Source organism: Janthinobacterium sp. HH106 (genome assembly GCF_001758725.1).
GTDB lineage: Bacteria > Pseudomonadota > Gammaproteobacteria > Burkholderiales > Burkholderiaceae_D > Janthinobacterium.
The window spans coordinates 138130-152922 of record NZ_LRIC01000016.1; the positions used below are offsets into that span (position 1 = coordinate 138130).

Below are 14793 nucleotides of genomic sequence, written 5' to 3' on the forward strand. Positions count from 1 at the left end.
ATGGATAAAGAACTGTTACTGGCCCAGCCCCGCGGTTTCTGCGCTGGCGTTGACCGGGCGATCGAAATCGTCGAGCGCGCCTTGCAGCAATTTGGCGCGCCGATCTACGTGCGCCATGAAATCGTCCACAACGCCTATGTGGTGGCCGACTTGCGCAACAAGGGCGCCATCTTTATCGATGACCTCGACGACGTGCCTGCTGGCAATACGCTCGTGTTTTCCGCGCATGGCGTGTCGAAAGCCGTGCGCGCCGAGGCGGAATCGCGCGGCCTGAGCATTTTTGATGCCACTTGCCCGCTCGTCACCAAGGTGCACATGGAAGTGGGCAAGATGCGCCGCGAAGGCCGCGAGATCATCATGATCGGCCACGACGGCCATCCCGAGGTGGAAGGCACGATGGGCCAGGCCGATATGGGCATGCATCTGGTGGAAACACTCGAAGATGTGGCGAAATTGCAGGTCGCCAATCCGGAGAGCCTGGCCTACGTTTCGCAAACAACGTTGTCAGTTGACGACACCAGCGACATTATTGCGGCCTTGAAAGCGAAATATCCGAATATCGCCGAGCCGAAAAAAGGCGACATTTGCTACGCCACCACGAACCGCCAGGAAGCCGTGAAATTCATGGCGCCGCAAGTGGAAGTGGTGATCGTTGTGGGCAGCCCGAACAGCTCGAATTCGAACCGCTTGCGCGAAGTGGCCGAGAAGATGGGCACGCCTGCCTACATGGTCGACAATGCCTCGCAGATCGACCCCGCCTGGCTGGAAGGCAAGCTGCGCGTGGGTGTGACGGCTGGCGCCTCGGCGCCCGAGGTGCTGGTGCAAGCCGTCATCGACCGCTTGAAGGAGTGCGGCGTGAAGAGCGTGCGCCCCCTCGATGGCGTGCAGGAAGCCGTCACGTTCCCGATGCCGAAAGGCCTCGATGGCATCAAGCGCGACGTCGCCTGAGCCTGCGGGACGATGGAGTATCGATGAGGAGTCATCTAAAAACAAAATTTAATTCGGAAATGATCGATTTATTCCAAGTTTAGTTTTTGCAAAAGATCGTTATGATTGCCTCAAGCTTGAATATGTTGTCGTTATGACTAAGCAAGGTCACGCGCGTTTTGAGTGCGTGCACCATGCTGGTGAGAACGGTCCAGGGATGGCACTGCAGGATTTCTTCCTCCGGTGCCGTTTTTGTATCAGCGACATGTTCTGGTGGAAGTTGTTCCCGAAAAATGCATATTTGATAGGGCAATCATGGATACATTCATCCAGCAGATCATCAACGGCTTGGTGTTGGGCAGCATGTATGCCTTAGTCGCCCTCGGTTACACCATGGTGTATGGCGTGTTGAACCTGATCAACTTCGCCCACGGCGACGTGCTCATGATCGGCGCCATGGTGGGCTTGACCATTCTCAAGCTGCTGGGCATTTATGTACCGGACTGGCCCGGCTATTTGAAACTGGCCACCGCCATCCTCGGCGCCATCCCCATCTGTATTCTGGTCAACATCATCATCGAGCGGGTCGCCTACCGCCGCCTCCGTAACGCCCCCCGCCTCGCCCCCCTGATTACCGCCATCGGCGTCTCCATACTGCTGCAAACCTTCGCCATGATGATCTGGACGCGCAATCCCTTGCCCTTCCCGCAATTGCTGTCGACCGACCCCATCAACATAGGCGGCGCCGTGATTTCGCAAACGCAAGTGCTGTTGCTGGCCCTGGCTGCCTTGTCGATGGGCGGGTTGGTATTGCTGGTGGAAAAAACACGCATGGGCCGCGCCATGCGCGCCACGGCGGAAAACCCCCGCGTGGCGGGACTCATGGGAGTCGATTCCGACAAGGTCATCGTTGCCACCTTTGCCATCGGTGCCGCGCTGGCGGCCGTCGCGGGCGTGATGTGGGGCGCCAACTATGCATCGATTCAATTTTCCATGGGCGCCATCCCCGGCCTGAAAGCATTCTGCGCGGCCGTGCTGGGCGGCATCGGCAATATCTACGGCGCCATGCTGGGCGGTATCTTGCTGGGCATTATCGAGAGCCTGGGCGCCGGCTATATCGGCGACATCACGGGCGGCTTCCTGGGTAGCCACTACCAGGATATCTTTGCCTTCGTCGTGCTGATCATCGTGCTGACCCTGCGCCCGTCCGGCATCATGGGCGAACGCGTGGCCGACCGTGCCTGATGTGACACTGGGAGATTAAATCATGGCACTACTCGATTTTGACGCTAAGAAGAATCCGACCAAAGCCTACGCCGGCATGCTGGGTCTGGCCGCGCTGCTGATGGTGTTCCCGTTTTTTGCCGCCCAGTTCGGCAATTCGTGGGTGCGCATCATCGACATGGCCTTGCTCTACATCATGCTGGCCCTGGGCTTGAACATCGTCGTCGGCTTTGCCGGCCTGCTCGACCTCGGCTACATCGCCTTCTACGCCGTGGGCGCCTACCTGACGGCCTTGCTGGCGTCGCCCCAGTTCGCCATCCTGCTCGAATCGGTGGTGAACCAGTATCCCGTGCTGGGCGAAACCCTGGTGCAGCTGATGGGGCCGGAAATCCGCGAGCACGGCATCCATTTGTCGATCTGGCTCATCGTGCCGCTGGCCGCCTTTGTTGCCGGCCTGTTCGGCGCCCTGCTGGGCGCGCCAACGCTCAAGTTGCGCGGCGACTATCTGGCCATCGTGACCCTGGGCTTTGGCGAGATCATCCGCATCTTCATGAACAATTTGAACGATCCGATCAATTTCACGAACGGGCCGCAAGGCATCAATCTGATCGACCCGATCCGCATCTTCGGCGTCAACCTGGCGGGCGAGGCGGGCACCAACAGCACCGTGACGGTGGCCGGTTTTTCCATGCCGTCCGTGAACGCCTATTACTTTTTATTCCTCTTCCTGTGCATCGCTGTCGTGTTCGTCACCAAGCGCCTCCAGCATTCGCGCCTGGGCCGCGCCTGGGTGGCCATCCGCGAAGACGAGATCGCCGCCAAAGCCATGGGCATCAATACGCGCAACGTCAAATTGCTGGCCTTTTCCATGGGCGCCTCGTTCGGCGGCGTGGCGGGCGCCATGTTCGCCTCGTTCCAGGGCTTTGTCTCGCCGGAATCGTTCTCCTTGACGGAATCGATCGCCGTGCTGGCCATGGTGGTGCTGGGCGGCATCGGCCACATCCCCGGCGTGATCCTCGGCGGCGTGATCCTTGCTTCGATACCCGAAGTGCTGCGCCACGTGGTGGAACCGGCCCAGCAGGCGCTGTTCGGCCACGTGGTGATCGAGGCGGAAGTATTGCGCCAACTGCTTTACGGCCTGGCCATGGTCTTGATCATGCTCAACCGTCCCGCCGGCTTGTGGCCATCGCCGAAGCACGAAGACCGGCCCGACCACGATGTCGACCAGCCCAACAAATCCACCGGCGTCGTGTCCGCGTAAGGGAGGGATAGCATGAGCGAACAGATCATTCTCAATATCGCCGGCGTAAATAAACGTTTCGGCGGCTTGCAGGCGCTCACCGACGTGGGCATTACCATCCGGCAAGGCCAGATCTACGGCTTGATCGGCCCGAACGGCGCCGGCAAGACGACCTTCTTCAACGTCATCACGGGCCTGTACCAGCCCGATACGGGCACTTTCGAGCTGGCCGGCAAGCCGTATTCGCCGTCCGCGCCGCACAAGGTAGCGAAGGCGGGCATCGCGCGCACGTTTCAGAACATCCGGCTGTTTGGCGACATGACGGCGCTGGAAAACGTCATGGTGGGGCGCCACGTGCGCTCGCACCAGGGCGTGTTCGGCGCCATCTTCCGCCACAAGGCGGCGCGCGAGGAAGAAGCATCGATCCGCAAGCGGGCGATGGAGCTGCTCGATTTTGTCGGCATCGCCCAGTTCGCCAGCCGCACGGCGCGCTTCTTGTCGTACGGCGACCAGCGGCGCCTGGAAATCGCCCGCGCGCTGGCCACCGACCCGCAACTGCTGGCACTCGACGAGCCGGCGGCCGGCATGAATGCGACGGAAAAGCTGGCCCTGCGCGAGTTGCTGGTGAAAATCAAGGCTGAAGGAAAGACCGTGCTGTTGATCGAGCACGACGTGAAACTGATGATGGGACTGTGCGACCGCATCACGGTGCTCGAGTATGGCAAGCGCATCGCGGAAGGCTTGCCGGCCGAAATACAACAAAACCCGGCCGTCATCGAGGCTTATCTGGGGGGATCGCACGCATGAGCAATATATTGAAGGTGGCGGGCCTGCACGTGGCTTACGGCGGCATCAAGGCCGTGAAAGGCATCGACCTGGAAGTCAACCAGGGCGAGCTGATCGCCCTGATCGGCGCGAACGGCGCCGGCAAGACGACGACCTTGAAAGCCATCACGGGCACTTTGCCTGCGTGCAAGATCGAAGGCACGATCAGTTACCTGGGCGAATCGCTCAAGGGCACGAAGTCGTTTCACCTGGTGGAGCGGAAGCTGGCCATGGTGCCGGAAGGGCGGGGCGTGTTTACCCGCATGTCGATCCGCGAAAACCTCATGATGGGCGCCTACACGCGCACGGACAAGGTTGGTGTCGAAGATGACATTGCCAAGTGGTTCGACGTGTTTCCACGCCTCAAGGAGCGGGCGGCGCAGATGGCGGGCACCCTGTCGGGCGGCGAGCAGCAGATGCTGGCCATGGCGCGCGCCCTGATGAGCCATCCGAAGCTGCTGCTGCTCGACGAGCCGTCGATGGGCTTGTCTCCCATCATGGTCGAGAAAATCTTCGAGGTGATCCGCAAGGTGTCGTCCGAAGGCATCACGATCTTGCTGGTCGAACAGAATGCCCGTTTGGCCCTGCAGGCGGCGCACCGCGGCTATGTGATGGATTCCGGCCTGGTCACCATGGGCGGCAACGCGGCGGCCATGCTCGACGATCCGCGCGTGAAGGCGGCGTATCTGGGGGAGTAAGGGCGGGAAAGTAAAAGCGCATAAAAAATGCCCCAGCAGGGCTGGGGCATAATGGCATCCGTCAGGGAAGTGCGGGATGGATGCCTGGAGGAGCTGGTACTAAAGTAACCCCCGAGGATTACTTAGCGGACCGCCGTGGCGGTCGCGCAGGAATTACTTGGCGGCAGCGCGCGGAACGACTTTTTCAGCCGCTTGCGTGAACTGGTTCACGGCCGAGGTCAGGTTCGCTTCGATGGCTTCGACGGCTTGCTTGCTGGTTTTCGAGAACTGCTCGTAGCCTGCATTGGCGTTGCCGATGGCGCTTTTCAGGATGGCAACGGCGTTTTCCGAACCGGCTGGCGCGTTCTTGGTGACTTCTTCCACCAGGGACAGGACTTTACGGTTGGTTTCAGCGATTTGCGTTTCAGCAGCTTTGCTGAACTCGGCTTGCGTGCCCGACGTGATGGCAGCCAGGTGACGGCCGTAAGCGATGGCTTTTTCGGCGCTAGGCTGGGCTTGAGCAGCGCTCAGCGAGAAGAATTCTTGTGGATCTTTTGCCGACAGCAATTGCTTGGCGGCGGCGGTCGATTCTTCCAGAGTCGCTTTGGCAGCGGTCAGGTTCAGTTCGACGATCTTTTCGATGCCTTCGAAGGCTTTGCCCGTCAGCGACGAGAACAGGGCGAATTGGGCTTCCAGGTTGGCTTTGGTAGCGGACGAAAATTGCTCAGGAATTGAAAACATATAAATCTCCAAAAAATCGAAATCTGGTTAATTTGATGCTGCGTGTACCGTTTGGGAAAGCAGGTGAATCTAAATTTTTCAAGCTGAACAAGAATTGTGCAACGCAACAAACCCTATTCTACGGCGAAAAAAAACGAAGTCAAGCGTTTCTTGTGCGATGCAACAATTGAATAGATTTGCATCAAAAGTCATTGTTTCTAAAGAGAAATATTTGATTTCTACGTGTCAATGGTTTATGTCTAAACTATCATTTCCAATGGCTGCGGGGACGATCGCGGCGCAGCATGCTAGACTTTGCCTCCCGCACTGGCGCAGCTCTCCGGTGCCGATCCTGTTTCCCGAGTTGATACCATGTCCAATCTTCCCGCCGCGGCTGGCGCCAGCGGCAAAGCCTCCAAAACCCCTTTCCTGACGACCCTGGCACCGATGGCCTTGCCTGGTTTCTTCGTGTTGTTATGGAGCACAGGTTTTATCGTGGCCAAGTTCGGCTTGCCGTACGCACCGCCGCTGACCTTTTTGCTGCTGCGCTTCCTGGGCGTGCTGGTGATCCTGCTGCCGCTGGTGCTGCTGTTGCGCGCGCCGTGGCCAGTGGGGCAGTTCCGCCAGATCGCCGTGGCCGGCATCCTGATGCAGGCCGGCTACCTGGCTGGCGTCTGGTGCGCCATCAAGCTGGGCATGCCGGCCGGCCTGTCGGCCCTGATCGTGGGCATGCAACCCGTGCTGACGGCCTGCGCCGCGCCGCTGATCGGCGAATCCGTGCGCCCGCGCCAGTGGCTGGGCCTGTTCTTTGGCTTGCTGGGCGTGGCCCTGGTCGTCTACGCGAAGATCAACCTCGTGGGCCTGACGGTGGAAAGCGTGCTGCTGTGCGTGTTCGCCCTGCTGTCGATGACGGCCGGCACCATGTATCAAAAACGCCACTGTCCTCAGTTCGACTTGCGCACCGGCACAGTGGTGCAGTTTGCCGCTTCCATCGTCGTGGTCTTGCCATTCGCCTTGTATTACGAAGGCTTGGACCTGCATTTCAGAAACGTCCAATGGACGGCGAATTTTATTGGCGCCTTGCTGTGGTCGGTACTCGTGCTGTCGATCGGCGCCATCTTCCTGCTGTTCGCCCTGATCCGCCGCAGCGACGCGACGAAAGTGACGGGTTTGCTGTACCTGACGCCGCCCACGACGGCCGTGATGGCCTGGCTGATGTTTGGCGAAGCATTTAATATGCTGGGCATCGCCGGCATGCTGGTGGCCGTGGTCGGTGTGGTGTTTGTAGTCAAGAAATAGCAGGGAGCAGCGCAGTGAGCAAGCCAGTATCTGAAACACAGGCGGCGCAGCAAGCCGTCGATAGCGTCATCCTGTCGCGCCGTTCGATCCGCGCCTTTTTACCCACGCCGGTGGCGCAGGGCGATATCGCGCGCATCCTGGAAGTGGCGGCGCGCGCGCCCTCGGGCGCCAATATGCAGCCGTGGAAAGTCTACGTTCTGTCGGGCGAAGTGCGGTTGCGCCTGTCGCGCCGCATCCTGGCCGCCTACGATGCGCCCAAGGCGCCCGATGCGCCCGCGCGCACGGCGTCGTATACCTATTACCCGCGCCAGTGGACGGCGCCGTTCATCGAGCGCCGCCGCAAGATCGGCCTGGACCTGTATCAGCTGCTGGGGCTGGAGCGGGGCGACACGGCCGGCATGGCGGCCCAGCATGGACGCAATTTCCAGTTTTTCGATGCGCCCGTGGGCCTGATCTTTACCATCGAGCGGGTGCTGGAACAGGGTTCCTGGCTCGATTACGGCATGTTCTTGCAAAATATCATGCTGGCGGCGCGTGCGCGGGGACTCGACACGTGCCCGCAAGCGGCCTTCATCCATTACCATGACATCATCCGCGACGAGCTGGGCATACCGGCCAGCGAAATGGTGGTATGCGGCATGGCCCTCGGCCATGCCGACCCGGACAAGATCGAGAACCGCCTGAGCACGGAACGCGAGCCGCTGGCCGGTTTTGTTAAATTCATGGACAAATAGACATTGCTGGCGATGGACGCCGGCAAACAGCCGCTCAAAGATGAGCTTGTTTGCTGATCGCCAACGATTTGTATTTCAGTGCTGCAATAAATACTGTCCTAACTGTTAAATAGGCTTGCGAATACTCTGCATTTCGCTACACTGCAATAAGGCAACAGCTTCACGGGGAATTATCGAATGGCTAAGTTTAAACTTGCGCTGGGTATCCTGGCTTCCCTGCTGTTTGCATTGGCGCCGGCTGCGGCCGTGCACGCCAGGGAAGCGAACGGCAAATCCTCAGCCTCCAAGAAACACAACACCAAGAAAATCAAGATCGTGCTGCGCAAGGGCGCGACGGCCGCGCCACGCGAAAAGAGCGTGCGCCGGGTCGTCATGGTGCGCGGCAAACGCAAGGTCATCTATCAAAAAGTCAGCAGCGTGGCCGTGCCCATGGCCGCCCCGATGCCGACCATGGGCGACCTGGCGGGCCTGAACCTCACGCGCGATCCGCTCGATCTCAAGTCGAGCGTGGCGCTGGTGCTGGACCAGAACAATTCGGAAGTGCTGTTTGAAAAGAATTCGAATGTCGCCCTGCCCATCGCCTCCATCACCAAGATGATGACGGGCCTGGTGGTGGTCGAAGCGCACCAGGACATGGATGAAGTGCTGACGATTACGGACGAGGACGTCGACCGCGCCAAGTTCAGCAGCTCGCGCCTGAAAGTGGGCTCGCAATTGACGCGCGCGAATATGCTGCACATCGCGCTGATGAGCTCGGAAAACCGCGCCGCTTCGGCGCTGGGCCGCAATTATCCGGGCGGCTTGCCGGCGTTTGTCGACGCCATGAACAGCAAGGCGCGCCAGCTGGGCATGATGGATACGCATTACGTCGATTCCAGCGGCTTGTCGAAAATGAACGTGGCCAGCGCGCGCGACCTGGGCAAGCTGGCCATGGCCGCCTTCCGCCATCCGCTGCTGCGCGAGTACTCGACGGACCCGAAAGCCATCGTCGAAGCCAGCGGCCAGCCTATGCAGTTTGGCAATACGAATCATCTGGTGGCCAACCCGGGCTGGGAAATCGGCTTGCAAAAGACGGGCTTCATCAATGAGGCGGGACGTTGTCTGATGATGCAGGCCGTCATCGAAGGACGGGCCGTGATCATGGTCTTCCTCGATTCCAAGGGGAAACAGTCGCGTACGGCCGATGCGGGACGCATGCGCAAGTGGCTGGAGGCACTCAAACCTGCCAACATGAGCCTGCCCGGCGGTTGATTAAGTTTAATGCGAATGTCCATGGCGGCGTCGACTGGGGTCAGACCCGCCGGGGGAATTTCCTCAACGGAGGAAATTCCGATCTTGTAAGACTGACCCCAGCTTTAGTCCTGTGGAATAAAACCCAGGGTGACGGAAATCTGGTTCGCCGTTTCCACTAGGTCCACCAGCCACTCATCCTGCAGGCGGTCGGCGGGCGCGGAGATCGACAGGCCGGCGATCAGCTTGCCCGAATCGTCGCGGATGCCGGCGGCCATGCAGCGCACGCCCAGTTCCAGCTCTTCATTGTCGCGCGCATAGCCGCGTTCGCGCACCAAGCTCAGCTCGCGCTCGAGCTTTTGCAGATCCGTGATGGAATTCTTGTTGTGCCCGGCCAGCCCCGTGCGCGTGGCATACGCGCGGATGGCTTTCGGCTCATCGACGGACAGGAATAGCTTGCCCGTCGACGTCAGGTGTAGCGGACCGCGGCCGCCGATGGCGCGCACCACCTGCATGCCCGAGCGCTCGGAAAAGGCGCGGTCGATGTAGACGATCTCGTCGCCCTGGCGCACGGACAGGTTGATGGTTTGCTGGGTTTTCTTGTGCAGCTGGCGCATGAAATCGAGCGCCGCTTCGCGCACGCTGAGGCGGCTTTTCACCACATTGCCCAGTTCCAGCAGGCGCATGCCCAGCCGATACGTGCCCGGTTCGATGCGGTCGACAAAGCGCGTCAGTACCATGTCGTTGAGGATGCGGTGCGCCGTTGAGGGGTGCAGGCCGGACACTTTCGACAATTCCTTCAGGCTGACCGGGTCGGAATATTTGGCCAGGGCATCGAGCAGGGCGACCATGCGTTCGATCACCTGGATCGTCGTCTTTGGGGCTGCGACCGGTTCAATTTTCATGATGGATTTGGTGCAATGCAGTATTCATGCATCTTTATACCATGATGTGAAAAAATAGTGAAATGTTCCGAGATATTCAGCGAATAAATTGTCACAATTCTCATGTTGGCCGTCATAATTGGCGGCTGGATGGACTTTGAACCATGGATAACTATGCAACCTGTAAATGAATTCAAGAGCAAAAGCGGCTTGAAACGGATTTTTTCCGCCTTTTTCTACTCGCTCGATGGCTTGAAGGTGGCCTGGCGCCATGAACACGCGTTCCGCCAGGAACTGGGCCTGTTCGTCGTCGGCACCGTGATCGCCTTGTTGCTGCGCATCTCCGCCTTTGAAAAGCTGGTGCTGATCGGCGTGCTGCTGCTGGTGCTGATCGTCGAACTGATCAATTCGGCAATCGAAGCCGTGGTCGACCGCATCTCGCTCGAGCGCCATCCGCTGTCGAAAAACGCCAAGGACTTCGGCAGCGCCGCCGTGCTGCTGACTTGCATCCTGGCCTTTGCCACATGGTCCGTGGTGCTGTTCAACCGCTTCTATTAAGCACTAAATCCCCGTTGCGCGCCGTCCATATGCGAAAATCGCATATCAAACGGCGAAACGCTTCGTTCTCTTTGCGGCCGCGGCGCCGTAATCTGGTGGCTCTGAAAGTTCAACCATACGGGGATCTTAGATGCTGTCGAAAAAAATCATCATTGCCGCTGCCATCAGCGCGTTTGCCATTCTGCAAACGGCGCAGGCTGCCGATATCACCCTGCTCAATGTGTCGTACGACCCGACGCGCGAGCTGTACCAGGATGTGAATACGGCATTTGCCAAGGAATGGAAAGGCAAGACGGGCGACAACGTCAAGATCAAGCAATCGCACGGCGGCTCCGGCAAGCAGGCGCGCGCCGTCATCGACGGCCTGGAAGCGGACGTGGTGACGTTGGCCCTGGCCTATGACATCGACGCGCTGGCCGAGCACAAGCTGCTGGCCGCCGACTGGCAAAAGCGCCTGGCGCACAACAGCTCGCCCTACACTTCGACCATCGTCTTTCTGGTGCGCAAGGGCAACCCGAAAGGCATCAAGGATTGGAATGACCTGATCAAGCCTGGCGTGTCCGTCATCACGCCGAATCCGAAAACCTCGGGCGGCGCCCGCTGGAACCACTTGGCAGCCTGGGGTTATGCGCTGCGCCAGCCGGGCGGCAGCGAAGCGAAGGCCAAGGATTTCCTCGGCAAACTGTATAAAAACGTGCCCGTGCTCGATTCCGGCGCGCGCGGCGCCACCACCACCTTCGTCGAGCGCGGTATCGGCGACGTGCTGATCGCCTGGGAAAACGAGGCGTATCTCGCCGTCAAGGAGCTGGGTCCGACCAAGTTCGACATCATCACGCCGTCCGTCAGCATCCTGGCCGAGCCGCCCGTCGCCGTCGTCGACAAGTTTGCCGACAAGCATGGCACGCGCAAGGTGGCCGAGGCTTACCTGAACTACCTGTACACGGACGAGGCGCAAGACATCATCGCCAAGAATTACTACCGTCCGGCAACGGACAAGGCGGCAAAGAAATACGCGTCGCAGTTCGCCAAGGTCAACCTGTTCACCATCGAGCAGGTGGCCGGCGGCTGGACGGCGGCACAGAAGGCGCACTTTGCCGACGGCGGCATCTTCGACCAGATCTACCAGCCTAAGTAATACCGGATGGCACGATTGCCACACCGTTACTAAAAGGAACCATCATGGCGCTGCGCAGCTTTTCCGATTACCGGGTACTGATCGTGCCGGGCCTGCATAACAGCGGTCCCGAGCACTGGCAGAGCCGCTGGCAGCGCCTGTATCCGCAATTCGAGCGGGTCGAGCAGGACGACTGGAATGAACCCGACCTGGCGACCTGGTCGGCGCGCCTGGACCAGGTGCGGCGGCAGGATGCGCGCCCCACCCTGATCGTCGCCCACAGCTTCGGCTGCCTGACGACGGCGCACAGCCTGGCGCGCGACCCGCAGGGCGTGGCCGGCGTGCTGCTGGTGGGGCCGGCCGACCCCGACAAGTTTGGCGTGGCGAAGGCATTGCCGCAAAAGCGGCTGCCTTGCCCCGGCATCCTGATCGCCAGCCAGACGGACCCGTGGATGACGGCCGAACACGCGGCGCAGTGGGCGCGGCGCTGGAATTGCAAGTATATTGATGGCGGTGCGTTGGGCCATATCAACGCCGAATCGCGCCTTGGCGACTGGGTCTACGGCCAGGCGCAGCTGCAAACACTGTTTGATCTGGCACAAAGCGACAAGCGCCACCGTCAGGCAGCCTGATACGATGAACATCTTCGCCACACAACTTCTGAAGGAGATCACGATGACTTTACGCCTGGGCGATGTCGCCCCTGATTTTGAACAAGACAGCTCGATCGGTCCGCTCAAGTTCCACGAGTGGGCGGGCAATTCCTGGGTGGTGCTGTTTTCCCACCCGGCCGACTTTACCCCCGTGTGCACGACGGAACTGGGCCTGACGGCCAAGCTCAAGCCGGAATTCGACAAGCGCAACGTGAAGGCCATCGCCCTGTCCGTGGACGCGGCCGAGTCGCACAAGAGCTGGATCAAGGATATCGAAGAGACGCAAAACACGGTCGTGGGCTTCCCCATCATCGCCGACGTCGACAAGAAAGTGTCGGTGCTGTACGACATGATCCACCCGGAACAGTCCGTCACGGCCACCGTGCGCTCCGTCTTCATCATCGACCCGAACAAGAAAGTGCGGCTGATCCTCACGTATCCGCTCAGCACGGGCCGCAACTTCAATGAAATCCTGCGCGTCATCGACGCCCTGCAGCTGACGGACGGCTACACGGTGGCCACGCCCGGCAACTGGAACGATGGCGACGACGTCATCATTCCATTGACCGTGCAAGACCCGGACGTGATCAAGCAGAAATATCCGAAGGGCTTTACGGCCGCCAAGCCATATCTCCGGTTGACGCCGCAGCCCAACAAGTAATTCCGGGGTCAGTTGCTGATGTACCCCAGAAGCAAGTTCTGGGGTCGGACCCTGAGGGTCCGACCCCGGTATTTCACAGGGGTTTCTCAAGTGACACCCAAAAAACGCACCTGTCCGGTGCGTTTTTTTTCGCCCATGGATTCTGCCGGCAAGTATGCAAAATCCATCTAAGCAAATGAGAAATGGTTAGTTCTTTTTATAACGATTGCATGTGATTATTGCGCCCTATAACTCAAAAATGTAATAAGAAGGGGTTTCCATGTCTGAAGCAACACTAGCGCCGCCCAAGGCGCGCGGAGCGCCGTTTCGGGTCATGCCGGGGTTTAAGCTGTCACTGGGCTTCACGCTCTTTTACCTGGCCTTGATCGTCCTCATTCCCTTGTCCTCGGTGTTCCTGAAAACCTTCACCATGACATGGGACGCCTTCTTCAGCGCCGTCACGTCCGAGCGCGTGATGGCCTCGTACCGCTTGACGTTTGGCGCCTCGCTGATCGCCGCCCTGCTGAATGTGGTGTTTGGCGGCATCCTGGCCTGGGTGCTGGTGCGCTATAAATTCCCCGGCAAGCGCATCATCGACGCGCTGGTCGACTTGCCGTTCGCCTTGCCGACAGCCGTGGCCGGCATCACCCTGACGGCCTTGTATTCGTCGAACGGCTGGTTCGGCCAGTTCATCGAAGGCGTGCTGGGCATCAAGGTGGCGTTCACGCCGCTGGGCGTGGTGGTGGCGCTGACCTTTATCGGCTTGCCCTTCGTCGTGCGCACCGTGCAGCCGGTGCTGGAAGACGCGGAAAAGGAACTCGAAGAAGCGGCCGCCAGCCTGGGCGCCAATTCCCTGCAAACGTTTATCCGCGTCATCTTCCCCACGATTCTGCCATCGTTGCTGACGGGCTTTGCGCTGGCCTTCGCCCGTGCCACGGGCGAGTACGGTTCCGTGATCTTTATCGCCGGCAACATGCCGATGGTGTCGGAAATCACGCCGCTGTTCATTATTACCAAGCTGGAGCAATACGATTACGCAGGCGCCACGGCCATCGCCGTGGTGATGCTGGTGGTGTCTTTCCTGCTGTTGTTGACGATTAACCTGCTGCAAGCATGGACGCGCGGAAAGGCGAAGAAATCATGAGTACGAATACGACTGCCGCCGCTGGCGTGGACACGGCACTGCCGACAGCGCGCCGCTTCGAACCGAATGTCGGCCCCGTCGTGCTGGAACCCTTGTGGGTGCGCACGGTATTGATCACCATCGCCTTGCTGTTCCTGACGGCTTTCCTGATCGTGCCCCTGGTGGCCGTGTTTGCGGAAGCGTTCAAGAAGGGCTGGGAAGCGTATATCGCCGCCATCATCGATCCGGACGCCATTTCCGCCATCAAGTTGACCCTGATCACGGCCGCCATCGCCGTGCCGCTGAACCTGGTATTCGGCGTGGCCGCTTCCTGGTGCATCGCCAAGTTCGACTTCCGCGGCAAGAGCATTTTGCTGACCCTGATCGACTTGCCGTTTTCCGTCTCGCCCGTGATTTCCGGCCTGATCTATGTGCTGATGTTCGGCGCCCAGGGCTGGTTCGGCCCGTGGCTGCAGGCGCACGATATCAAGATCCTGTTCGCCGTGCCCGGCATCGTGCTGGCCACCATCTTCATCACCTTCCCGTTCGTGGCGCGCGAACTGATCCCGCTGATGCAGTCGCAGGGAAGCGAAGAGGAAGAGGCCGCCATCGTGCTGGGCGCCTCGGGCTGGAACACTTTCCGCAGAGTCACCTTACCGAATATCAAGTGGGGCTTGCTGTATGGCGTGATCCTGTGTAACGCCCGCGCCATGGGCGAGTTCGGCGCCGTGTCCGTGGTCTCCGGCCATATCCGCGGCGAAACGAACACCATGCCGCTGCAGGTGGAGATTCTGTACAACGAGTACAACTTCGCCGCCGCGTTTGCCGTCGCCTCGCTGCTGGCCCTGCTGGCCCTGGTGACCCTGGCCCTGAAAGCCTTCATTGAGTGGCGTTTGAACGAGAGCGACGCCGACGATTCCGCCTTACGTTCCACGGAGCACTGAT

Annotated in this window: 16 protein-coding genes; 14 read left to right on the plus strand and 2 right to left on the minus strand. The window is 59.9% G+C overall.

What is annotated here, in order from left to right; translation table 11 throughout:
• The 5 genes from ispH to JAB8_RS08975 all read left to right on the plus strand — a co-directional run bounded on the left by ispH (position 1) and on the right by JAB8_RS08975 (position 4914).
• Positions 1-948: a 4-hydroxy-3-methylbut-2-enyl diphosphate reductase gene (gene ispH, locus JAB8_RS08950; RefSeq protein ID WP_070224502.1), complete on the plus strand. Its 948-nt coding sequence runs from the start codon at positions 1-3 to the stop codon at positions 946-948.
• Positions 949-1242: 294 nt separating this feature from the next.
• Positions 1243-2172: a branched-chain amino acid ABC transporter permease gene (locus tag JAB8_RS08960; RefSeq protein WP_034747477.1), complete on the plus strand. Its 930-nt coding sequence runs from the start codon at positions 1243-1245 to the stop codon at positions 2170-2172.
• Positions 2173-2194: 22 nt separating this feature from the next.
• A complete protein-coding gene (locus tag JAB8_RS08965; RefSeq protein WP_070289243.1) occupies positions 2195-3412 on the plus strand; it encodes an ABC transporter ATP-binding protein in 1218 nt (405 codons plus the stop codon).
• Between the two features lie 12 nt (positions 3413-3424).
• Positions 3425-4198: an ABC transporter ATP-binding protein gene (locus JAB8_RS08970; RefSeq protein ID WP_034747484.1), complete on the plus strand. Its 774-nt coding sequence runs from the start codon at positions 3425-3427 to the stop codon at positions 4196-4198.
• On the plus strand, positions 4195-4914 hold the full coding sequence (locus JAB8_RS08975) for an ABC transporter ATP-binding protein (RefSeq protein WP_070289244.1): 720 nt from the start codon (positions 4195-4197) through the stop codon (positions 4912-4914). Before JAB8_RS08970 ends, JAB8_RS08975 begins: the two co-directional genes overlap by 4 nt.
• Before the next feature lie 153 nt (positions 4915-5067).
• On the opposite strand, the gene JAB8_RS08980 is transcribed toward JAB8_RS08975, so the two are convergent.
• Positions 5068-5634, minus strand: a complete 567-nt coding sequence (locus JAB8_RS08980; protein ID WP_070224506.1) for a phasin family protein — start codon at positions 5632-5634, stop codon at positions 5068-5070.
• A 426-nt stretch (positions 5635-6060) separates the two neighbouring features.
• Between JAB8_RS08980 and JAB8_RS08985 the strand changes: the two genes are divergently transcribed.
• The 3 genes from JAB8_RS08985 (at position 6061) to pbpG (ending at position 8897) form a co-directional block, all read left to right on the plus strand.
• On the plus strand, positions 6061-6912 hold the full coding sequence (locus JAB8_RS08985) for a DMT family transporter (protein ID WP_175445171.1): 852 nt from the start codon (positions 6061-6063) through the stop codon (positions 6910-6912).
• 14 nt (positions 6913-6926) lie between these two features.
• Positions 6927-7646 carry a nitroreductase gene (locus JAB8_RS08990; RefSeq protein WP_070289246.1) on the plus strand — a complete coding sequence of 240 codons (720 nt, stop codon included), beginning with the start codon at positions 6927-6929 and terminating at the stop codon, positions 7644-7646.
• Positions 7647-7823: 177 nt separating this feature from the next.
• The gene (gene pbpG / locus JAB8_RS08995) at positions 7824-8897 is read left to right on the plus strand and encodes a D-alanyl-D-alanine endopeptidase (protein ID WP_070224508.1); all 1074 of its coding nucleotides are present in this window, start codon (positions 7824-7826) and stop codon (positions 8895-8897) included.
• A gap of 104 nt (positions 8898-9001) precedes the next feature.
• On the opposite strand, the gene JAB8_RS09000 is transcribed toward pbpG, so the two are convergent.
• Positions 9002-9781 (minus strand): IclR family transcriptional regulator, encoded by a 780-nt coding sequence (locus JAB8_RS09000; RefSeq protein ID WP_046685991.1) that lies wholly within the window; start codon positions 9779-9781, stop codon positions 9002-9004.
• A 153-nt stretch (positions 9782-9934) separates the two neighbouring features.
• Between JAB8_RS09000 and JAB8_RS09005 the strand changes: the two genes are divergently transcribed.
• From JAB8_RS09005 to cysW, 6 genes are all read left to right on the plus strand, one after another.
• On the plus strand, positions 9935-10318 hold the full coding sequence (locus JAB8_RS09005) for a diacylglycerol kinase (protein WP_070289247.1): 384 nt from the start codon (positions 9935-9937) through the stop codon (positions 10316-10318).
• A gap of 130 nt (positions 10319-10448) precedes the next feature.
• On the plus strand, positions 10449-11453 hold the full coding sequence (locus JAB8_RS09010; RefSeq protein WP_070224510.1) for a sulfate ABC transporter substrate-binding protein: 1005 nt from the start codon (positions 10449-10451) through the stop codon (positions 11451-11453).
• Positions 11454-11497: 44 nt separating this feature from the next.
• Positions 11498-12064: an alpha/beta hydrolase gene (locus tag JAB8_RS09015; protein WP_070224511.1), complete on the plus strand. Its 567-nt coding sequence runs from the start codon at positions 11498-11500 to the stop codon at positions 12062-12064.
• Between the two features lie 43 nt (positions 12065-12107).
• A complete protein-coding gene (locus tag JAB8_RS09020) occupies positions 12108-12746 on the plus strand; it encodes a peroxiredoxin (protein ID WP_070224512.1) in 639 nt (212 codons plus the stop codon).
• Between the two features lie 313 nt (positions 12747-13059).
• The gene (gene cysT, locus JAB8_RS09025; RefSeq protein ID WP_070224513.1) at positions 13060-13869 is read left to right on the plus strand and encodes a sulfate ABC transporter permease subunit CysT; all 810 of its coding nucleotides are present in this window, start codon (positions 13060-13062) and stop codon (positions 13867-13869) included.
• Positions 13866-14792, plus strand: a complete 927-nt coding sequence (gene cysW / locus JAB8_RS09030; protein ID WP_070289271.1) for a sulfate ABC transporter permease subunit CysW — start codon at positions 13866-13868, stop codon at positions 14790-14792. The genes cysT and cysW overlap by 4 nt, the downstream gene beginning before the upstream one ends.
• The last annotated feature ends 1 nt before the right edge of the window (position 14793 follow it).